General features: G+C 70.4%; 17 protein-coding genes. 4 read left to right on the top strand and 13 right to left on the bottom strand.

The genetic code is table 11. The features are described 5' to 3' along the window. Positions 1-2 precede the first annotated feature (2 nt). The 3 genes from zwf to pgl are packed head-to-tail and all read left to right on the top strand — an operon-like array spanning position 3 to position 3,489. Positions 3-1,532: a glucose-6-phosphate dehydrogenase gene (gene zwf / locus SLINC_RS11800; RefSeq protein ID WP_067445247.1), complete on the top strand. Its 1,530-nt coding sequence runs from the start codon at positions 3-5 to the stop codon at positions 1,530-1,532. Next, positions 1,529-2,710 carry a glucose-6-phosphate dehydrogenase assembly protein OpcA gene (gene opcA, locus SLINC_RS11805; protein WP_067430507.1) on the top strand — a complete coding sequence of 394 codons (1,182 nt, stop codon included), beginning with the start codon at positions 1,529-1,531 and terminating at the stop codon, positions 2,708-2,710. Before zwf ends, opcA begins: the two co-directional genes overlap by 4 nt. Then, positions 2,707-3,489, top strand: coding sequence for a 6-phosphogluconolactonase (gene pgl / locus SLINC_RS11810; RefSeq protein WP_067430510.1), 783 nt, complete (start codon positions 2,707-2,709; stop codon positions 3,487-3,489). The genes opcA and pgl overlap by 4 nt, the downstream gene beginning before the upstream one ends. 67 nt (positions 3,490-3,556) lie before the next feature. On the opposite strand, the gene pgi is transcribed toward pgl, so the two are convergent. From pgi to SLINC_RS11875, 13 genes are all read right to left on the bottom strand, one after another. Further along, complete coding sequence (gene pgi / locus SLINC_RS11815; RefSeq protein ID WP_067430513.1) at positions 3,557-5,212, bottom strand: glucose-6-phosphate isomerase; 1,656 nt, start codon at positions 5,210-5,212, stop codon at positions 3,557-3,559. Between the two features lie 65 nt (positions 5,213-5,277). Further along, positions 5,278-6,546: an MFS transporter gene (locus SLINC_RS11820; RefSeq protein WP_067430516.1), complete on the bottom strand. Its 1,269-nt coding sequence runs from the start codon at positions 6,544-6,546 to the stop codon at positions 5,278-5,280. 203 nt (positions 6,547-6,749) lie between these two features. Continuing rightward, on the bottom strand, positions 6,750-7,085 hold the full coding sequence (locus tag SLINC_RS11825) for an RNA polymerase-binding protein RbpA (protein ID WP_003957010.1): 336 nt from the start codon (positions 7,083-7,085) through the stop codon (positions 6,750-6,752). 213 nt (positions 7,086-7,298) lie between these two features. Beyond that, the gene (gene secG, locus SLINC_RS11830; RefSeq protein ID WP_067430519.1) at positions 7,299-7,529 is read right to left on the bottom strand and encodes a preprotein translocase subunit SecG; all 231 of its coding nucleotides are present in this window, start codon (positions 7,527-7,529) and stop codon (positions 7,299-7,301) included. 101 nt (positions 7,530-7,630) lie between these two features. Continuing rightward, positions 7,631-8,407 carry a triose-phosphate isomerase gene (gene tpiA / locus SLINC_RS11835; RefSeq protein ID WP_067430522.1) on the bottom strand — a complete coding sequence of 259 codons (777 nt, stop codon included), beginning with the start codon at positions 8,405-8,407 and terminating at the stop codon, positions 7,631-7,633. A gap of 5 nt (positions 8,408-8,412) precedes the next feature. Further along, positions 8,413-9,624: a phosphoglycerate kinase gene (locus SLINC_RS11840; RefSeq protein ID WP_067430525.1), complete on the bottom strand. Its 1,212-nt coding sequence runs from the start codon at positions 9,622-9,624 to the stop codon at positions 8,413-8,415. A 134-nt stretch (positions 9,625-9,758) separates the two neighbouring features. Then, positions 9,759-10,766: a type I glyceraldehyde-3-phosphate dehydrogenase gene (gap, locus tag SLINC_RS11845; RefSeq protein WP_067430529.1), complete on the bottom strand. Its 1,008-nt coding sequence runs from the start codon at positions 10,764-10,766 to the stop codon at positions 9,759-9,761. Between the two features lie 173 nt (positions 10,767-10,939). After that, a complete protein-coding gene (locus SLINC_RS11850; protein ID WP_067430532.1) occupies positions 10,940-13,891 on the bottom strand; it encodes a M14 family metallopeptidase in 2,952 nt (983 codons plus the stop codon). A 149-nt stretch (positions 13,892-14,040) separates the two neighbouring features. Beyond that, positions 14,041-15,030, bottom strand: coding sequence for a DNA-binding protein WhiA (gene whiA, locus SLINC_RS11855; protein ID WP_067430535.1), 990 nt, complete (start codon positions 15,028-15,030; stop codon positions 14,041-14,043). Further along, entirely contained in the window at positions 15,021-16,088 is a 1,068-nt protein-coding gene (locus SLINC_RS11860) for a gluconeogenesis factor YvcK family protein (protein WP_067430537.1), read from the bottom strand. Before SLINC_RS11860 ends, whiA begins: the two co-directional genes overlap by 10 nt. Further along, entirely contained in the window at positions 16,085-17,089 is a 1,005-nt protein-coding gene (gene rapZ / locus SLINC_RS11865; protein ID WP_067430540.1) for an RNase adapter RapZ, read from the bottom strand. The genes SLINC_RS11860 and rapZ overlap by 4 nt, the downstream gene beginning before the upstream one ends. After that, positions 17,086-19,191, bottom strand: coding sequence for an excinuclease ABC subunit UvrC (gene uvrC, locus SLINC_RS11870; protein ID WP_067430543.1), 2,106 nt, complete (start codon positions 19,189-19,191; stop codon positions 17,086-17,088). Before uvrC ends, rapZ begins: the two co-directional genes overlap by 4 nt. Before the next feature lie 75 nt (positions 19,192-19,266). Continuing rightward, complete coding sequence (locus SLINC_RS11875; protein WP_067430547.1) at positions 19,267-19,938, bottom strand: response regulator transcription factor; 672 nt, start codon at positions 19,936-19,938, stop codon at positions 19,267-19,269. Positions 19,939-20,132: 194 nt separating this feature from the next. Here SLINC_RS11875 and SLINC_RS48440 point away from each other — a divergent pair, with 194 nt between their 5' ends. Further along, on the top strand, positions 20,133-20,291 hold the full coding sequence (locus SLINC_RS48440; protein WP_170068266.1) for a hypothetical protein: 159 nt from the start codon (positions 20,133-20,135) through the stop codon (positions 20,289-20,291). Positions 20,292-20,349 lie beyond the last annotated feature (58 nt).

The raw sequence follows: 20,349 nt of genomic DNA on the forward strand, positions 1-20,349 counted from the left end.
CTATTTCCGGTTCCGGAGCGAACCCGCTTCGTGACCCCGCGGACCGACGGCTCCCGCGTATCGCGGGGCCGTCGGGCCTGGTCATCTTCGGCGTCACGGGCGATTTGTCACGAAAGAAGCTCATGCCCGCCGTGTACGACCTGGCGAACCGGGGCCTGCTGCCACCGGGTTTCTCGCTGGTCGGTTTCGCCCGGCGCGAGTGGCAGAACGAGGACTTCGCGGAAGTGGTCCACGACGCCGTCAAGGAGCACGCCCGCACGCCGTTCCGTGAGGAGGTCTGGCAGCAGCTCATCCAGGGCATGCGCTTCGTCCAGGGCACCTTCGACGACGACGACTCCTTCGAGCGGCTGCGCGACACCATCGACGAACTCGACAAGGCGCAGGGCACCGGCGGCAACTTCGCCTTCTACCTGTCCGTGCCGCCGTCCGCCTTCCCCGTGGTCATCCAGCAGCTGAAGAAGCACCGGCTGGCCGACCAGTCGAGCGGCTCCTGGCGGCGCGCGGTCATCGAGAAGCCGTTCGGCCACGACCTGAAGTCGGCCGAGGAGCTCAACACGACGGTCGAGGAGGTCTTCGCCCCGGACCAGGTCTTCCGCATCGACCACTACCTGGGCAAGGAGACCGTCCAGAACATCCTGGCGCTGCGCTTCGCCAACACGATGTTCGAGCCGATCTGGAACCGGTCCTTCGTGGACCACGTGCAGATCACGATGGCCGAGGACATCGGCATCGGCGGCCGGGCCGGCTACTACGACGGCATCGGCGCCGCCCGTGACGTCATCCAGAACCACCTGCTCCAGCTGATGGCGCTGACCGCGATGGAGGAGCCCGCCTCCTTCGACGCGGACGCGCTGGCCGCGGAGAAGACCAAGGTCCTCGGCGCGGTCAGGCTGCCCAAGGACCTGGGCCGGGACACCGTGCGCGGCCAGTACGCGACCGGCTGGCAGGGCGGCGAGAAGGCGGTGGGCTACCTCCAGGAGGAGGGGATCAACGCCAGCTCCAAGACCGACACGTACGCCGCGATCAAGCTGGAGGTCGACAACCGCCGCTGGGCGGGCGTCCCCTTCTATCTGCGCACCGGCAAGCGTCTGGGCCGCCGGGTCACCGAGATCGCGGTGGTCTTCCAGCGGGCGCCGCACTCCCCCTTCGACCACACGGCGACGGAGGAGCTGGGCAAGAACGCGATCGTCATCCGCGTCCAGCCCGACGAGGGCGTCACGGTCCGCTTCGGCTCCAAGGTGCCGGGCACCTCGATGGAGATCCGGGACGTGTCGATGGACTTCGCCTACGGCGAGTCCTTCACGGAGTCCTCGCCCGAGGCGTACGAGCGCCTGATCCTCGACGTGCTGCTCGGCGACTCGAACCTCTTCCCGCGCACCGAGGAGGTCGAGCTGTCCTGGAAGATCCTCGACCCGATCGAGGAGTACTGGGACAGCAACGGCAAGCCCGCCCAGTACCAGTCCGGTACCTGGGGCCCCGTCGAGGCCGACGAAATGCTTGAGCGAGACGGACGGAGCTGGCGCCGGCCATGAAGATAGACCTCACGGACACCACGGCCGGCAAGGTCAACAAGGCGCTGGTGAAGGGCCGCCGGGCCATCGGCACACCAGCCGTCGGCATGGTGCTCACCCTGGTCATCGTCACGGACGAGGAGAACGCCTACGACGCCCTGAAGGCCGCGAACGACGCCTCGCACGAGCACCCCTCGCGCACGCTCGTGGTCATCAAGAGGGTCTCGCGTTCCCCCCGCGACCGTACGCAGTCCCGGCTGGACGCCGAGGTCCGGGTGGGCGCGGACGCGGGCACCGGCGAGACGGTGATCCTCCGGCTGTACGGCGAGGTCGTCGACCACGCCCAGTCGGTCGTCCTGCCGCTGCTGCTGCCGGACGCCCCGGTGGTGGTCTGGTGGCCGGTGAACGCGCCCCTGGATCCCGCGAAGGACCCGCTGGGCGCGCTGGCCCAGCGCCGGGTCACCGACACCTACGCCTCCGAGCAGCCGGTACGGGACCTCGGTGCCCGCGCGGACGCGTACACGCCCGGGGACACGGACCTGTCCTGGACCCGGATCACGCCCTGGCGTTCGATGCTGGCGGCCGCTCTCGACCAGGTCACCTGCCGGGTCGAGGCCGTCGAGGTGGAGGGCGAGGAGTTCAACCCGAGCTGCGAGCTCCTCGCGATGTGGCTCGCGGACCGGCTGGACGTGCCGGTCAAGCGCTCCCTGTCCGGCGGGCCCGGTCTGACGGCCGTCCGCATGGACACGGACTGCGGCCCGATCGTCCTGGACCGTGCCGACGGATCGCTGGCCACGCTGTCCATCCAGGGCCAGCCGGACCGTGCGGTGGCGCTCAAGCGCCGCGAGACGGCCGAGCTGATCGCCGAGGAGCTGCGGCGGCTGGACCCGGACGACACGTACGCGTCGGCGCTGCGCTTCGGCGTGGAGCGGCTGCACGGCGGTGCGGCTCCGGCGGTGCGGGGCGCCGAGGCGGCGATCGCCAAGGCGGCGCAGGCCGTCGCCCTGGCCGATGCCGCCGTGGCCAGGGCCGAGGAGTCACCGACCGAGCCGGCCAAAGGAGCAGGCGGCGACGACAAAGGAGACGGCAGGGGAGACGGCAAAGGAGAAGCGGTCGACACTCCCGTCGAAGCCGCTGCGAAAGCTCCCGCGAAGGAAGCGACGGCGCCGGCCCCGCTGAAGAAGGCGGCGGCCAAGTGAACACTCCCCAGCTGGTCGTGCACCACGACAAGGAGCTGATGGCCCAGGCCGCCGCGGCCCGCCTGATCACGAAGATCGTGGACGCGCAGGCCTCCCGCGGCTCGGCGTCGGTGGTCCTCACCGGCGGCCGCAACGGCAACGGCCTGCTGGCCGCGCTCGCGGCCGCGCCCGCCCGGGACGCCATCGACTGGAGCCGCCTCGACCTCTGGTGGGGCGACGAACGCTTCCTCCCGGAGGGCGACCCGGACCGCAATGTCACCCAGGCCCGCGAGGCCCTGCTGGACGCGGTGCCCCTGGACCCCAAGCGCGTGCACGCCATGCCCGCCTCGGACGGTCCGTACGGCGACGACGTCGACGCGGCCGCGGCCGCCTACGCGGAGGAGCTGGACCGGGCGGCGGGCCCCGAGAACCACGGCGCGGTGCCGACCTTCGACGTCCTGATGCTGGGCGTCGGTCCCGACACCCATGTGGCCTCACTGTTCCCGGAACTCCCCGCGGTACGGGAGACCGAGCGCACGGTGGTCGGCGTCCACGGCGCCCCCAAGCCCCCGCCGACCCGCGTCACCCTCACCCTCCCGGCGATCCGCGCCGCCCGCGAGGTGTGGCTCCTCGCCGCCGGCGAGGACAAGGCCAACGCCGCGGCCATCGCCCTCTCCGACGCAGGCGAGATCCAGGCCCCCGCAGCAGGCGCCCGAGGCCGCGCCCGCACCCTGTGGCTCCTGGACGCGGCAGCGGCTTCCCAACTGCCGCGGTCGCTGTACCCTCCGGCGTCCTCCTGACGGTCCGACGAGGACTCCCACGGGAAGCGGGCGGCCCTGTTGCCGCCCGCTTCTCGCGTTCCCACCGTCACTGCCGGTCGCGCAGCTCCCGGTACGTCGTGACCAGGGCCTTGGTGGAGGCGTCGAGGTCCGGGATCCGGGTGCCTTCGGTGAGGGCGGGTTCGACGCGCTTGGCGAGGACCTTGCCGAGTTCGACGCCCCACTGGTCGAAGGAGTCGATGTTCCAGACGGCGCCCTGGACGAAGACCTTGTGCTCGTAGAGGGCGATGAGCTGGCCCAGGACGGAGGGGGTGAGTTCGCGGGCGAGGATCGTGGTCGTGGGGTGGTTGCCCTGGAACGTCTTGTGCGGGACCAGTGCCTCCGGGACTCCTTCGGCGCGTACCTCGTCCGGCGTCTTGCCGAAGGCCAGTGCCTGTGTCTGGGCGAAGAAGTTCGCCATCAGCAGGTCGTGCTGGGCCACGAGACCGGGCCGGAGGTCGGCGACCGGCCGGGCGAAGCCGATGAAGTCGGCCGGGATGAGCTTGGTGCCCTGGTGGATCAACTGGTAGTAGGCGTGCTGCCCGTTGGTGCCGGGCGTGCCCCACACCACCGGCCCGGTCTGCCAGTCGACGGGCTTGCCGTCGCGGTCCACCGACTTGCCGTTGGACTCCATGTCCAGCTGCTGCAGGTAGGCGGTGAACTTGGACAGGTAGTGGCTGTAGGGCAGCACCGCGTGCGACTGGGCGCCGAAGAAGTTGCCGTACCAGATGCCCAGCAGGCCCAGCAGCAGCGGGGCGTTGTCCTCGGCGGGCGCGTTCAGGAAGTGCTCGTCGACGATGCGGAAACCGTCGAGCATCTCCAGGAAGCGGTCCGGGCCGATGGCGATCATCAGGGAGAGACCGATCGCCGAGTCGAAGGAGTACCGGCCGCCGACCCAGTCCCAGAACCCGAACATGTTGTCCGCGTCGATACCGAACCCGGTGACCTTCTCGGCGTTCGTGGACAGCGCCACGAAGTGCCGGGCCACCGCCTTCTCGTCACCGCCGAGCCCCTCCAGCAGCCAGGAGCGCGCCGAGGTCGCGTTGGTGATCGTCTCGATGGTGGTGAACGTCTTGGACGCGACGATGAACAGGGTCTCCGCCGGGTCCAGGTCCCGGATCGCCTCGTGCAGGTCGGCGCCGTCCACGTTCGACACGAACCGGAACGTCAACTCCCGCGCGGTGTACGCCCGCAGCGCCTCATAGGCCATCGCCGGGCCCAGGTCGGAGCCGCCGATACCGATGTTGACGACGTTCCTGATCCGCCTGCCGGTGTGGCCGGTCCACTCACCCGAACGCACCCGGTCGGCGAAGGCACCCATCCGGTCCAGGACGGTGTGCACCTCGGGCACGACGTTCTCGCCGTCGACCTCGATCACCGCGTTGGCCGGGGCCCGCAGCGCGGTGTGCAGCACGGCCCGGTCCTCGGTCGTGTTGATCTTCTCGCCGCCGAACATGGCGTCCCGCAGCCCGAACACATCGGTCGCGGCGGCCAGCTCGCGCAGCAACCGCAGGGTGTCGTCGGTGACCAGGTGCTTGGAGTAGTCGATGTGCAGGTCACCGACCCGCAGGGTGTATCCGGTACCGCGACCGGGATCGGCGGCGAACAGCTCGCGCAGTCGCACCTCGCCGAGTTCCTCACGGTGCTTCGCCAGAGCGGTCCACTCGGGCGTCTGGTTGAGCCTGGTACGGCCGTCTGCGTTCATGTCGGACTTCAGCCTTCTTTCGTACCCGTGCCTGCTGCCCCGCTGCCGTTCCCCAACGTAGTTGATCAGTGCGGGGCGTGAGCTGTCGTGGTGCCCTCTTCGGACGCACCCACAGATACGTCCGCCCGGAGCACGGGTATCAGCGAGGCGACGGACAGGACGAAGAAGGCCGCCGCGAGCAGGGCCGGCGTGTTCAGCCCCCAGGCGGTGGCCACCACACCGCCCAGCATGGCCCCCACCGGCGCTCCGGCGACCGCCAGGGTCCGGAAGGCCGCGCTGACCCGGCCCAGCATCTCGGCGGGACCGCGCTCCTGCATCAGCGTCCTGGTGTTGACGTTCCACACCATGCCCATGAACCCGAAGACGGCCATGGCCCCGACCAGCGCAGCGGTGTGCCGCACCGAGCCCATGACCACCAGCGCGCCGATCTGCGCCGTCCCCGCGAGCAGCACCGCGCGCATCCGCCCGAGCCGGGCGACGAGCCGGCCGCCCGCCACTCCCCCGGCCAGGCCACCGCTCGTGTACGCGGTCAGCGCGGCCGCGTAACCCGCCGTGCCCGCGTCCAGCCAGCCGGTGACCAGGAGCACCAGGCCGGCGATGAGGGCGCCCACGCCGACATTGCACAGTGCCGTGGCGGCGCACAGCCCCCGCAAGGCCCGGTCCCGGCCGAGGACACGCAGTCCCTCGGCGATCTCGCGGCGCAGAGTGCTCCCGGCCGGTCTCGGTCTCCGCTCGGGTCCGGCGGTCTTCAGCGACGCGATCAGCACGGCGGCCGCCAGGAAGGTCGCCGCGTCGGCCACGAAGGGCAGGGTGGCACCGACGGTCAGCAGCAGGGGCACCAGGGGTGCGCCCAGCAGGCCGCCCGCGATCTGCTGGCCGGTCATCAGGCGGGCGTTCGCGCTGCCCAGCATGTCGCGATCCACCAGGGTGGGCAGCAGGGCGGTGGCGGCGTTGTCGAAGAGGGTCTGGAGCGTGGTCAGGGCGAAGGCCAGCGCGATCAGCAGCCCGATCGACGCGTGTCCGAAGGCGACGGCCACCGCGAAACAGGCGACCAGCAGCGCCCGTAGCGCGTCCACGGTCCACATCGCGCGCCGCTGGTCCACGCGGTCGGCGACGGCTCCGCCGAGCAGCCCGAAGATGATCCAGGGCAGATAGCCGCAGGCGGTGACCGCGGCCACGAGCAGCGGCCGGTCCGTCAGGGTCGCGGCCAGCAGGGGCAGCGCGGCGGTGCGCAGGGCGTCACCGAAGCTGGAGAGCACCGCGGCGCCCCACAACCGCCCGAATCCCCCACGCCACGCGGGCGCACGCCCGCCCACCGACTCGACCGTCGCCACCGCTCCCCCTCACGATTCGCCGATGCACAAACCGTAGAGGTCACCACTGACAATCGGTCCGCGAGCGAGCGGCCGCCCTGCTAAGGACACGGCCCAGGACAGCGCTCAGGACAGAGCGCAGGCCAGAACTCCGGGCCATCCGCCGCCCGGGCCCCAAACGGATCCGGCCGGGCATCCCTCGGATGCCCGGCCGGTCTCGACGTCTAGATCTCGCCCCGCAGTTTGGCGAGCGCCTCGGCGAGGATCGCCTCGCCGTCCGCGTCGCTGCGCCGCTCCCGCACGTAGGCGAGGTGCGTCTTGTAGGGCTCGGTGCGCGGCGGATCCGGTGGGTTGTCCCGGTCCTGCCCTGCCGGAAAGCCGCAGCGCGGGCAGTCCCAGGTATCGGGAACCTGCGCGTCGCTCGCGAAGCTGGGCTGCGTCTCGTGCCCGTTGGAGCACCAGAAGGAGATGCGCAGCCGGGGCGCGGACTCGCCCCGCTCGGCCTCGCCCATCGGCCCCGCCCCGACCCGGCTTCCTCGGATCGCGTTGCCACTTGCCACGGTCGTAACTCCCTGCGTGATGGTGCCGCAAAGCGAGTCGGCGTTTCGCTTCACTGCGAGCGCCTCAGTCTACGTAAGGCCCAACGCGCGTCCAGTGATTGGAGTTACAACCCCCATACACAGACGCAAGCCCCATGATAGGCCGCGCTCAGCTGCGCGTACCGAACATGGGGCGTTACGTGCGGAATGGACGTGCTGCGTGTGCGACGCTGATCAGTTGTTGACCTTCATCAGGAGGCCGAGCACGACAATGCACGCGAACCACAGCAGACCGACGACCACGGTGATGCGGTCGAGGTTGCGCTCGGCGACCGAGGAGCCGCCGACGGAGGACTGCATACCACCACCGAACATGTCGGAGAGGCCGCCGCCCTTGCCCTTGTGCATGAGCACCAGCAGCATCATCAGCCCGCTGAAGACGATCAGGGCGATCGAGAACCCCATAACCACGGCTGGACCAACTTCCTCGGATCTGGATGGACGACAGGGGCACAGCCTCAGGCTGTGCCCCCGCAAGGGTACGACGGATCCCGCCTACCGCATACTTACTGGTCCCGGAAGCGCGCGATCTTGACGAACTCGTCGACGTCGAGCGAGGCGCCGCCCACGAGGGCACCGTCGATGTCGGCCTGCGCCATGATCTCGGCGACGTTGCCGGACTTCACGGAGCCGCCGTACTGGATGCGGACCCGGTCGGCCAGCTCCTGGGTGTAGAGCTCGGCGACCTTGCCGCGGATGGCGGCGCAGACCTCCTGGGCGTCCTCGGCGCCGCAGACCTTGCCGGTGCCGATGGCCCAGACGGGCTCGTAGGCGATCACGACGGTCTCGGCCTGCTCGGCCGCGACGTCCTTCAGGCCGCCCTCGACCTGGGCGAGGGTGTGCGAGACGTGGTTGCCCGCCTCGCGGACGTCCAGCTCCTCGCCGACGCACAGGATCGGGGTCAGGCCGTGCTTGTAGGCGGCCTTGACCTTCGCGTTGACCAGTTCGTCGGTCTCGTTGTGGTACTGGCGGCGCTCGGAGTGGCCGATGGCCACGTAGGTGCACTTCAGCTTGGCCAGCATCGGGCCGGAGATCTCGCCCGTGTAGGCACCGCCGTCGTGCGCCGAGATGTCCTGGGCGCCGTACTTGATCTTGAGCTTGTCGCCGTCGACCAGGGTCTGCACGGAGCGCAGGTCGGTGAAGGGGGCCAGGACGGCGACCTCCACGGCGTCGTAGTCCTTGTCGGCCAGGGCGAAGGCGAGCTTCTGGACGTGGGCGATGGCCTCGAGGTGGTTGAGGTTCATCTTCCAGTTGCCCGCCATCAGCGGCGTACGCACGGTCATGCGGTTCAGTCCTCCAGTGCGGCGAGGCCGGGGAGCGTCTTGCCCTCTAGGTATTCGAGGGAGGCGCCGCCACCGGTCGAGATGTGGCCGAATGCGGTCTCGTCGAAGCCCAGGATCCTGACCGCGGCGGCGGAGTCGCCACCGCCGACGACCGTGAAGGCCTGGGAGTCGAGGAGTGCCTGGGCGACCGCCTTGGTGCCCTCGGCGAATTCGGGGTGCTCGAAGACGCCCATGGGGCCGTTCCAGAAGACGGTGGCGGCGTCGGTGATCTTCGAGGCGTACAGCTTGTTGGACTCCGGACCGATGTCCAGGCCCATCCGGTCGGCCGGGATGGCGTCCGCGGCGACGGTGGTGGCACCGGCCGGAGCCTTGGTCTTCAGGTCCGGGAACCCGGGAGCGACCACGGCGTCGACGGGCAGCACCAGCTCGACGCCGGTCTTCTCCGCGCGCTCGATGTACTCCAGGACGGCCGGGATCTGGTCCTCCTGGAGGAGGGACGCGCCGATCTCGTGGCCCTTGGCCTTGAGGAAGGTGTACGCCATGCCGCCGCCGATGAGGATGCGGTCGGCCTTGCCGAGCAGCTGGTCGATGACGGCGAGCTTGTCGGAGACCTTGGCGCCGCCGAGGGCGACCACGTAGGGGCGCTGCACCTCGTCCGTGAGCTTCTTCAGGACACCGACCTCGGTGGCGATGAGGTAGCCGGCGTAGTGCGGCAGCCGGGCCGGAAGGTCGAAGACCGAGGCGTGCTTGCGGTGCACCGCGCCGAAGCCGTCGCCCACGTACACGTCGGCGAGGGCGGCGAGCAGGTCGGCGAAGGCGCCGCGCTCGGCGTCGTCCTTGGCGGTCTCGCCGGCGTTGAAGCGAAGGTTCTCGACGACCGCGACCTGGCCGTCGGTGAGGCCCGCGACGGTGGCGGTGGCGGACTCGCCCACCGTGTCGGTCGCGAACGCCACGGAGGCGTCCAGGAGTTCACCGAGGCGCGCGGCGGCCGGGGCGAGGGAGAAGGCGGGGTCCGGGGCGCCCTTGGGGCGGCCCAGGTGGGAGGCGACGACCACGCGGGCGCCCGCCTCGGCAAGGGCCTTCACGGTCGGCAGCACGGCGCGGATACGGCCGTCGTCGGTGATGGTGGTGCCGTCCAGCGGCACGTTGAGGTCGGCGCGGACGAAGACCCGCTTGCCCGCGACACCTTCGGCGAGCAGTTCGTCGATCGTCTTCATTGGAAGGGACTCCCGAGTGGACTGGTGGTGCTCGTGATCGTAGGAGGGCCGGTCTGTACGTGAGTCAGGGCCCGGTCGGCGCGTCGCTGCGCCGCCCGAGCCCTGCTCTCACATCGAGGTTCCTGCTGGGTCGATCAGAGCTGGTTGCCGACGAAGACCGTCAGGTCGACGAGGCGGTTGGAGTAGCCCCACTCGTTGTCGTACCAGCCGAGGATCTTCACCGACTTGCCCTCCTGGACCATGGTCAGGGAGGAGTCGAAGGTGCAGGACGCCGGGTCGCCGACGATGTCGGAGGAGACGATCGGGTCCTCCGTGTAGGACAGGTAGCCCTGGAGCTCGCCCTCGGAGGCCTTCTTGAACGCGGCGTTGACCTCGTCCTTGGTGACCTCGCGCTCCAGCTCCACGACCAGGTCGGTGGCGGAACCGGTGGGGACCGGCACGCGCATCGCGATGCCGTCGAGCTTGCCCTTGAGCTTCGGGAGGACCAGGGCGGTGGCCTTGGCGGCACCGGTGGTGGTCGGGATGATGTTCTCCGCGGCGGCGCGGGCGCGGCGCAGGTCGGAGTGCGGGAAGTCCAGGATGCGCTGGTCGTTCGTGTAGGCGTGGACCGTGGTCATCAGGCCCTTGACGATGCCGAAGTTCTCGTCCAGAACCTTGGCCATCGGCGCCACACAGTTGGTGGTGCAGGAGGCGTTCGAGATGACGTGGTGGTTGGCCGCGTCGTACTTGTTCTCGTTGACGCCCATCACGATGGTGATGTCCTCGTCCTTGGCCGGAGCCGAGATGAGGACCTTCTTGGCGCCGCCGGCCAGGTGCTTCTCCGCGTCGGCCTTCTTGGTGAAGATGCCGGTCGACTCGATGACGATGTCGACGCCCAGCTCACCCCACGGGATGTCGGCGGGGTTGCGCTCGGAGAGCACCTTGATCGTCTTGCCGTCGACGGTGATCGTGTCGGCGGTGTTCGACACCTCGGCCTTGAGACGGCCCAGGATGGTGTCGTACTTGAGTAGATGAGCGGTGGTCGCGGTGTCACCCAGGTCGTTGACAGCCACGATCTCGATGTCAGCACCCTGCTCCAGCAGCGCGCGGAAGTAGTTACGACCGATGCGGCCAAAGCCGTTGATGCCTACGCGGATCGTCACGAACCGATCTCCTCGTTGGTACGCCGGTTGTGAGACCGGCGAGCTGTATTGGGATGTCCCCGACCGCCTCCGACCCTACCTCCCTGAGGCCGCCGGGGTGACATCGAGATGCCCCATACACGGCAGGGCGGTCCGTACCCGCCAGTAGGGGTACGGACCGCCCGCCTGAGCCCTCACTCTTCGAGCGCCGCCAGCGCCTTCTTCAGCAGAGCTGTCCGGTCGGCCGCCGCGGCGACGTGCTCCAGGCCGAAGCCCAGCAGCACGGTGTCGTCCGTGGTGACCGCGCCGTACGTCTGGAACAGCGCCCCGGTGCGCGCCCAGTCCTTGAGGACGGCCGGGCTGCCCGGGGGCGGTCCGGCCACGCTCCACGCGCCGAGCGAGGTCTCGAAGCCCTCGGTCTGGGTGGCGGTGCCGCCCACGACCAGGGAGGCGTCGTCGGCGAGGACGCCGTGACCGCCGGTGCCGGGGTCGCTGACGTAGCTGATCGAGATCTCGACGGACTTGCCGGCGTAGGCGCTCAGGTCGAATTCGACCTGCTCCCAGCCGCTGGAGGCGCCGGTGAGGGCGTTCCAGGCGCCGGTGGTGCCGGTCGCGGCGCAGCCGCCGGCGCCCACGGTCAGGTAGTGCCTGAGCTGCGGGTGCTCGCCCACGTAGTACCCGGCCGAGCACTCCGCGGGTACGGCGGTGCCGGTGGCGCCGCCCTTCTCCGGGAGCGTGGTCCAGTCGTCGGCCCCGGTGGTGTGCGCCTCGACGATCACGTTGTCGTAGCCGGGTTCGGTGTCCCACAGCAGTCGGCTGCGCAGGGTGGGCGCGTCGGCCGCGCTCACTCCGGTGAGGTCGACGGTGCGGGTGAGCCGCTTGTAGGCGTCGTCGGTGTGCACGGCGGCCGCCATGAAGGAGCCCGCGTACGGCCCGTACGGGTTGACGGTCCCGGCGAACCGGCCCGCGCCCGCGCTGGCGAACTGCGGGAACTTCTCGACGGGCAGTTCGTCGGACGTCACGCCGTAGGTCCCGGCCCGGTCCAGCGGGTTGCCGGCCGCGGGGCCGAGCGCGCCGGTGAAGCCGGCCAGTCCGCCGGAGCCGGTGAAGCCGGTGGCCCCGGGGGTCGACGTACGCGAGTAGGCGCCCAGGTAGTACTGGCTGAAGTCGTTCGTCGGGGTGCCGTCGGCGAGGGCGACGCTGCCGCCGGCCAGTTCACCCGCCTCCAGGAGTTTGCCGCCCTCGTTGAGGAAGGCGCGGATCTGGAGCTGGGTGGCGATGCCCGGGGTGTTCGCCCCGGTGTAGTGGACGACCGTGTCGAAGTGGCTCAGCACGCCGAGCGCGTCGGGCGCGCCCTGGGTGGCGACGTCCCAGACGAGCGCCCTGCGGCCGTTGGCCTTCAGCGCGTCGACGTAGGTCTTCGCCTGTGTGGCGGCCGCGCCCTCCTCGGCCACGACGAGGACGTCCGCGCGGGGCCGTTCGGCCACCGTGTAGGTGAAGCGCTCGCTGGAGACCGGCTTTCCGCTCTTCGTCTCGCCGGTGAACCACACCTCGACCTTGTCGCCGGGGTCGCCGTCGGCGACCTTGGCCCGGTACTCGTCGAAGTAGAGGTTGTCCTCACCGCCGTAGGTCTCGCCGCCCTTCCACGGCCTGAGCGCCATGTCCTCCGTGCGGCCGCCGTTGACGCGGTACCTGAGCTCCTTGTCGCGCACGGACCTGCGTGCGACGACGGAGACCTCCTGGTCGGCGCCGCGCGAGTAGGAGGTGGTGAACGGGGCCGGGGTGAAGTCGGCGGCGCTCAGGCCGACCGCGGACTTCGGCTGGTCGGGCTTGGCGGCCGACTCGGCCAGTGAGAGCGCGAAGGGGACGTTCTTGGCGAACTCCTGCTGGATCAGCTTCTCGTCGTCCGGGAAGGTGAAGATGGACTGGCAGTCCTCGGGCTTCCAGGCGTCGTTCGGGTCGACGTTCGAGGCGGTCTCGCAGGTCGACATCTCCGGGGTGAACATCGCCATGCCGTTGACGTTGGCCGCGTGGCCGTCGGCCTCGCCGTTGGTGGTGTACAGCTCGGAGGAGACCTGCGGGTGGTAGCCGGGGATCGCGGGGTTCTCCGGCGTTCCGGCGAGGGCCTCGTAGAGCACGTCGTCCGGGGTCTCTGTGGCGACCTGCCAGCCGACCCCGTAGAGGATGAGTTCGGCGGCGGAGTGGTAGTTGATGCCGTAGGTGAAGCCGATGCGCTTCTCGAAGGCGTCCAGGGCCTGCGTCTCGGGCTCGGAGCCGGGCGCGGTGCCGCGGTAGGTCTGGCTGGTGGGGTTGGGGGACGAACCCTCGTCGTCGTAGCCCCACTTGTAGGAGAAGTTGCGGTTGAGGTCGACGCCGTCGCCGGTGCCGATGACGCCGTCGCCGTTGTTGTCGCGCAGGTTCTTGCGCCACAGACGGTTGTCGGGGTCCTGGAAGGTGTAGTCGTAGCCGTCGGGGTTGGCCGAGAGCACGAACCACAGCTCGGTCGTGTCGACGAGCTTCTTGATCTTCTTGTCCGTCTTGTAGTTGTCCAGGTAGTGGTGCATCAGCCGGCGGTTCATCTCCGGCGTGATCCACTCGCGCGCGTGCTGGTTGGACAGGTACAGCACGGAGGGCTTGGCGCCGTCCTTGGTCTTCTTGGCGCCCTTGGTCATCTTCACGGCCAGGATGTCCTGGCCGCCCACCGTCCTGCCGATGGAGACGACCTTGGTGAGGTCGGGGTTCTCCTGCCCCGTCCTGAGGATCTCCTCCTTCAGCCCGCCCTTTCCGCCGTACGGGCGGAAGACGCCCTCGGCGGCGGCCTCGACACGGTTCTCCGCCTTGGCGGAGAGCTTGTGCTCAAAGAGGTCGACCCCCTGGTCCTCCAGCTTCTCGGCCTGCCGGTCGGTGAGGTAGACCTCGACCGTGGCCTCGCCCTTCTCGGGTACCTGTTCCCCGAGTTCGTGGGCGTCCTGGCCGGCCGCCAGCAGCAGGGGTACCTGCTTCTGCGTGACGTCGGCCCTGAAGACCTTGACCTCGTTCGGATCGGTGGAGGCGGGGCCTTCCGCGGCCTGGGCGAGGGGCGCGACGCCCGCTCCGCCGAGCAGGAGTGCGCCGACAGCGAGGATCGGTCTCGCTCTTCGTCTCATGAAACCCCCTGGCATGGGTTCGCCACAGTGGCGAACAGATGCCAGGCTCATGACAGATCATGATCGAGTCAAGGGTGCCTCAACGACACGCGAACGCCGGTGCCGATCACCCAAGTGGGTCTCGGCACCGGCGTGTTGGTTCGTGCGGGTCAGCCCACGAGGTTGTCGGCCAGCTCCTCGCTGATGTTGGCCTCTGTGCCCGGGATGCCCAGGTCGGAGGCGCGCTTGTCGGCCATGGCCAGCAGTCGGCGGATCCGGCCGGCCACCGCGTCCTTGGTCAGCGGCGGGTCGGCGAGCGCGCCCAGCTCCTCCAGGGAGGCCTGCTTGTGGTCCATGCGCAGCCGGCCGGCGGCGGCGAGGTGCTCGGGGACGTCGTCGCCCAGGATCTCCAGGGCCCGCTGGACCCGGGCACCGGCGGCGACGGCCGCGCGCGCCGAGCGGCGCAGGTTGGCGTCGTCGAAGTTGGCGAGACGGTTCGCCGTGGCCCGGACCTCGCGGCGCATCCGCCGTTCCTCCCAGGCCAGCACGGACTCGTGGGCGCCGAGCCGGGTCAACAGGGCGCCGATCGCGTCACCGTCCCGGACGACCACGCGGTCCACGCCCCGCACCTCGCGGGCCTTGGCGGCGATGGAGAGCCGGCGGGCGGCACCGACCAGGGCCAGCGCGGCCTCCGGGCCCGGGCAGGTCACCTCCAGGGAGGAGGAACGGCCGGGCTCGGTGAGCGAGCCGTGCGCCAGGAAGGCGCCGCGCCAGGCGGCCTCGGCGTCACAGGTGGCCCCGGAGACGACCTGCGGGGGCAGACCCCGGATCGGACGGCCCCGCCCGTCGACCAGACCGGTCTGGCGGGCCAGCTGATCACCGCCGGCCACGACCCGGACCACGTAACGCGAGCCGCGGCGCAGTCCGCCCGGTGCCATCACGATCAGTTCGGAGCTGTGGCCGAAGATCTCCAGGATGTCCCGCTTGAGGCGGCGGGCCGCCATCGCGGTGTCCAGCTCCGCTTCGATCACGATGCGCCCGCTCACCAGGTGGAGGCCGCCGGCGAACCGCAGAATGGCGGAGACCTCCGCCTTCCTGCAGCAGGTCCGGGTGACGGGGAGCCGGGAGATCTCATCCTTCACCGCTGCCGTCATCGCCATGGGCCGATCCTTCCATGCATCCGAAAAATACGGTCGTACGCGGCGGCCAGCAGCTCCGGGTCATGCCGGGGAGATCCGTCCCTCCGGGCGACCGGGGCCAGCTCGACCGCGGCACCGAACCGCTTGGCGGCCTCGGTGAGCACATCGCGGTCGGGCACGGCGGCCTCGTCGGCCAGCACCACGTCCAGGGCGAGTTTAGGGGCGTGTCGTCCCAAAACCTCCAAATGACGCTGCGGGGAGAAGCCCTCGGTTTCTCCGGGCTGCGGCGCGAGGTTCAGGGAGAGTACCCGGCGCGCCTTCGTCTGCGTGAGGGCGTCCAGGAGTTCGGGCACGAGCAGATGCGGGATGACGGAGGAGAACCAGGACCCGGGGCCGAGGACCACCCAGTCCGCGTCCAGGACGGCCGCCACCGCCTCCGGCACCGCGGGCGGGTCGTGCGGCACGAGGTGCACCGACTGCACCTCGCCGGGGGTGAGGGCCACGGTCGCCTGCCCCCGCACGGTGTCGACGTCCTCGGGCCGCTCGGGGTCGTGGCCCCTGACCAGGGCCTGGAGCTCCAGGGGTACGGCGGACATGGGCAGCACCCGACCATGCGCGCCCAGCAGCTTGCCGACCAGGTCGAGGGCCTGGACGTGGTCGCCGAGCTGCTCCCACAGCGCGACGATCAACAGGTTGCCGACCGCGTGTTCGTGCAGGTCGCCCTTGGACTCGAAGCGGTGCTGGATCACGCGGGCCCAGGTCTGGCCCCAGTCGTCGTCCCCGCACAGCGCGGCCAGCGCCTTGCGCAGGTCACCGGGCGGCAGTACGCCCAGTTCGTCCCGGAGCCGGCCGCTGGAGCCGCCGTCGTCGGCCACGGTGACGACGGCTGTGAGGTCGCCGGTGATCCGGCGCAGGGCGGCGAGCGAGGCGGACAGGCCCATGCCGCCGCCGAGGGCGACCACCTTGGGCTGGGCACCCCGGCGGCGCGGCCTGGCGCCGCGGGCCTCGACCGGCCTGCTCGCGCGTCCCTCGGGCAGCGTCCGGCGCAGCCTGCTCAGCCGCGGAGAGCGACCGGTCATTCGCGTCCCATGTCCCGGTGCACGACCACCGTCTCCACGCCCTGGGAGACGAGGCGGGCGGCGAGCTTCTCCGATGTGGCGACGGAGCGGTGCTTGCCGCCGGTGCAGCCGACCGCGATGGTCACGTACCGCTTGCCCTCGCGGCGGTATCCGGCCGCGATGAGCTGGAGCAGCTCGGAGTAGCGGTCGATGAACTCCTTGGCGCCGGGCTGGTTGAAGATGTACGCCGACACCTCCTCGTTGAGGCCGGTGAAGGGGCGCAGCTCCGGGACCCAGTGCGGGTTGGGCAGGAAGCGCATGTCCACGACCAGGTCGGCGTCGACCGGGAGGCCGTACTTGAAGCCGAAGGACATGACGGTGGCCCGCAGCTCGGGCTCCTCCTCGCCGGCGAACTGGGCGTCCATCTTGGCGCGCAGCTCGTGCACGTTCAGGCTGGAGGTGTCGATCACCAGGTCGGCGTCGCCGCGCAGCTCGCGCAGCAGCTCGCGCTCGGCGGCGATGCCGTCGACGATGCGGCCGTCGCCCTGGAGGGGGTGCGGGCGGCGCACCGACTCGAAGCGGCGCACCAGGGCGTCGTCGGAGGACTCCAGGAAGACGATCCGCCGGGTGACGTGCCGGCTGTCGAGGTCGGCGAGGGACTCCCGGAGGTTGTCGAAGAAGCGGCGGCCGCGGACGTCGACGACGACCGCGATCCGCGCCACGTTGCCCTGGGAGCGGGCGCCGAGCTCCACCATGGTGGGGATCAGTGCCGGTGGGAGGTTGTCGACGACGAACCAGCCGAGGTCCTCCAGACACTTGGCGGCCGTGGAGCGACCGGCTCCGGACATGCCGGAGATGATCACCAGCTCGGGGATCGCCGTCTCCGGGACCCCGGGTGTTTCGTTGCCCGTACTCACCTGTGCTCCGTCTTCGTGGCGTGCGTCCTGCTCAGCGGGATCGTCGCCGGTTTCCTTGTGCGTCTGATCTCGCTGTGCTGTGGGCTGCTCGTCGTGCTCGTTCATCTCTCCTGCCCCCGTCGTTCGTCCGGGGCGCCCGCGGACACGGGCTCCCCAGGGGCATCCTCCGTCGTCTCGGGTGCCCCGTTCTCATCGTCTTCCATGATCTCGCCTGTCGCCGTGTTGACGGCGGGCGCGGGCGTGGCCGTCCGGGCGAGGGCCACGGCGATGGTCTCGGCCGTCTTGCGGCCTATCCCCGGGACCTCGCAGATCTGTTCGATCGTCGCGGACCGCAGCTTCTTCACCGAACCGAAATGCTTGATCAGCGCCTGCTTGCGGGTCTCACCGAGGCCCGCCACGTCGTCCAGAGGGCTCGACCGGAAGCGCTTGGCGCGCTTGACGCGCTGGTAGGTGATCGCGAAGCGGTGGGCCTCGTCACGGACCCGCTGGAGCAGGTAGAGGCCCTCGCTGGTGCGGGGCAGGACCACCGGGTCGTCGTCGCCGGGCAGCCAGACCTCCTCCAGGCGCTTGGCCAGACCGCACACGGCGATGTCGTCGATGCCCAGCTCGTCCAGCGCCCTCTTGGCCGCGGCGACCTGGGGCTGTCCGCCGTCGACCACGACCAGCTGGGGCGGGTAGGCGAAGCGCCTGGGGCGGCCGTCGTCGTCCTTCAGTCCACCGGTGAGGCCGTTCGCGGTGCCGTCGGGGAGGCTGTCGCCGTTGCCGTCGGTCTCGGGACTGTCGCCGTCGGCCCACTCCCCCGTGCGCTCCTTCTCGGCGAGGTAGCGCCGGAAGCGGCGGGTGATCACCTCGTGCATGGAGCGGACGTCGTCCTGGCCCTCGAAGCCCTTGATCTGGAAGCGGCGGTACTCGCTCTTGCGCTGGAGTCCGTCCTCGAAGACGACCATGGAGGCCACCACGTCGTCGCCCTGGAGGTGCGAGATGTCGTAGCACTCGATCCGGAGCGGGGCGCTGTCCAGGTCGAGGGCGTCGGCGATCTCCTCCAGCGCGCGCGAGCGCGTGGTCAGGTCGGAGGCGCGTTTGGTCTTGTGCAGCACGAGCGACTGCTGGGCGTTGCGCTCCACGGTCTCCATGAGGGCCTTCTTGTCGCCGCGCTGCGGGATGCGCAGCGAGACGTTCGAGCCGCGGCGGCCGGTGAGCCACTCCTGGACGGGCTCCACGGGGTCGGGCAGGGCCGGGACGAGCACCTCCTTGGGGACCGAGTCGCCGGTCTCCTCGCCGTAGAGCTGCTGGAGGGCGTGCTCCACCAGGGCGCCGGTGGTGATCTCCTCGACCTTGTCGGTGACCCAGCCGCGCTGGCCGCGTACGCGTCCGCCGCGGACGTGGAAGATCTGCACGGCCGCCTCCAGCTCGTCCTCGGCGACGGCGATGAGGTCGGCGTCGGTCGCGTCGGCGAGCACGACAGCGCTCTTCTCCATGGCCTTCTTCAGGGCCCCGATGTCGTCGCGCAGGCGGGCGGCCCGCTCGTACTCCATCTCCTCGGCCGCCTCCGTCATCTGCTTCTCCAGGCGGCGCAGATACGTGCCCGTGCGGCCGGCCATGAAGTCGCTGAACTCCTCGGCGAGTTCACGGTGCTCCTCGGCGGAGACACGGTCGACGCAGGGAGCGGAGCACTTGCCGATGTAGCCGAGCAGGCAGGGGCGGCCGGTGCGGGCGGCGTTCTTGAAGACGCCGGCCGAGCAGGTGCGGACGGGGAAGACGCGCAGCAGGAGGTCGACGGTGTCGCGGATCGCCCACGCGTGCCCGTACGGCCCGAAGTAGCGGACGCCCTTCTTCTTGTGACCGCGCATCACCTGGACGCGCGGGTACTCCTCGTTCATCGTCACCGCGAGGTAGGGGTAGCTCTTGTCGTCGCGGTACTTGACGTTGAACCGGGGGTCGTACTCCTTGATCCAGGAGTACTCCAGCTGGAGGGCCTCGACCTCGGTGGAGACCACCGTCCACTCCACGGACGCGGCCGTGGTGACCATGGAGCGGGTGCGCGGGTGCAGGCCCGCCAGGTCCTGGAAGTAGTTCGCCAGGCGCTGGCGCAGGCTCTTCGCCTTCCCGACGTAGATCACCCGGCGGTGCTCGTCACGGAACCTGTACACCCCGGGAGAGTCCGGGATCTGTCCCGGCTTGGGGCGGTAGCTGGAGGGGTCGGCCATGTCTCACACCCTACTGGCGAGGGCTGACAGCGCGGCGAGCCTGTGGACAACCGTCCCAGGGTCCGCCGGGAGTCGTTACCGGGACTCCAGGAACGTGAGAACGGCCAGCACCCTGCGGTGCGCGTCGGTGTCCTCCTGGAGGCCCAGCTTGCCCAGGATGCTGCGGACGTGCTTCTCGACGGTCCCCTCGGTGACCCACAGCCGGCGGCCGATGCCCGCGTTCGAGCGGCCCTCCGCCATGAGGGCCAGGACCTCGCGCTCGCGGGCGCTGAGGTGGGACAGCGGATCGTCGCGCCGCTGGGCCGAGAACAGCTCCTGCACCAGCGAGGGGTCGACGACCGAGCCGCCCTTGCGGATCCGGTCCAGGGCGTCGATGAACTCGTCGACGACGGTGACCCGGCTCTTGAGGAGGTAGCCGACCCCGCGGCCGCCGGCCAGCAGCTCCAGCGCGTCCTCGACCTCGACGTACGCCGACAGCACGAGGATGCCGGTGTCCGGGTGGCGCTCACGGATCGTGCGGGCCGCCTTCAGTCCCTCGGTGGAGTGGTCCGGAGGCATCCTGATGTCGACGATCGCGAGGTCCGGGCGCTGTCCGGCGACCAGTTCGAGGAGCCCGGCCGCGTCCCCCGCCTGGCCCGCCACCTCGTATCCGATGCGCCCGCAGAGACTGGCCAGGCCCTCCCTGAGCAGGACGTCGTCGTCGGCGAGGACCACCCGCCCCCGTACGGACCGCTGCGCTGCCTCCATGATCGAGCCCCCTCCCCTGCGGTACGCCCCAACAGCCTGCCGGAGGAGCGGGGGTACGGCTAGCCGGAAGCGGAATTGGGGGCCTGCCGTGACGACTTGGGAGCGTGGGCGAGGGATGCTCGACCCACTACGGATACGAAGGGACCGTCGCTTCGGCAGTGAGGCGGCGGCCATCGGTCGAAGGGCTGCGGGACATGCGGCGGACACGGATCGAGAAGCGACGCGGACCGGCGTGGGCCGGCCGGGTCACCGGCGAGACGTCCACGCTGCGCGACCTGCTCGACCCGCGGGACCCCGACATCGTGCGCGCCAAGCGCGCGGCCCGGGGCCGGGGAGGTGCGGCCCGCCCGTAGGAACCGGGAGCCGCCGGTGGATTCCTCCCCTTCCACCAGAAGCCCCTTCCCCCAGAAC

This window comes from Streptomyces lincolnensis (assembly GCF_001685355.1).
GTDB classification, from domain to species: Bacteria; Actinomycetota; Actinomycetes; order Streptomycetales; family Streptomycetaceae; genus Streptomyces; species Streptomyces lincolnensis.

Coding starts and splice junctions, on each gene's coding strand:
- opcA (WP_067430507.1), top strand. CDS start 1,529: ATGAAGATAGACCTCACGGACACCACGGCCGGCAAGGTCAACAAGGCG.
- pgi (WP_067430513.1), bottom strand. CDS start 5,212: ATGAACGCAGACGGCCGTACCAGGCTCAACCAGACGCCCGAGTGGACC.
- secG (WP_067430519.1), bottom strand. CDS start 7,529: ATGGGGTTCTCGATCGCCCTGATCGTCTTCAGCGGGCTGATGATGCTG.
- tpiA (WP_067430522.1), bottom strand. CDS start 8,407: ATGACCGTGCGTACGCCGCTGATGGCGGGCAACTGGAAGATGAACCTC.
- SLINC_RS11840 (WP_067430525.1), bottom strand. CDS start 9,624: ATGAAGACGATCGACGAACTGCTCGCCGAAGGTGTCGCGGGCAAGCGG.
- SLINC_RS11850 (WP_067430532.1), bottom strand. CDS start 13,891: ATGAGACGAAGAGCGAGACCGATCCTCGCTGTCGGCGCACTCCTGCTC.
- whiA (WP_067430535.1), bottom strand. CDS start 15,030: ATGGCGATGACGGCAGCGGTGAAGGATGAGATCTCCCGGCTCCCCGTC.
- SLINC_RS11860 (WP_067430537.1), bottom strand. CDS start 16,088: ATGACCGGTCGCTCTCCGCGGCTGAGCAGGCTGCGCCGGACGCTGCCC.
- rapZ (WP_067430540.1), bottom strand. CDS start 17,089: ATGAACGAGCACGACGAGCAGCCCACAGCACAGCGAGATCAGACGCAC.
- uvrC (WP_067430543.1), bottom strand. CDS start 19,191: ATGGCCGACCCCTCCAGCTACCGCCCCAAGCCGGGACAGATCCCGGAC.
- SLINC_RS11875 (WP_067430547.1), bottom strand. CDS start 19,938: ATGGAGGCAGCGCAGCGGTCCGTACGGGGGCGGGTGGTCCTCGCCGAC.
- SLINC_RS48440 (WP_170068266.1), top strand. CDS start 20,133: ATGCGGCGGACACGGATCGAGAAGCGACGCGGACCGGCGTGGGCCGGC.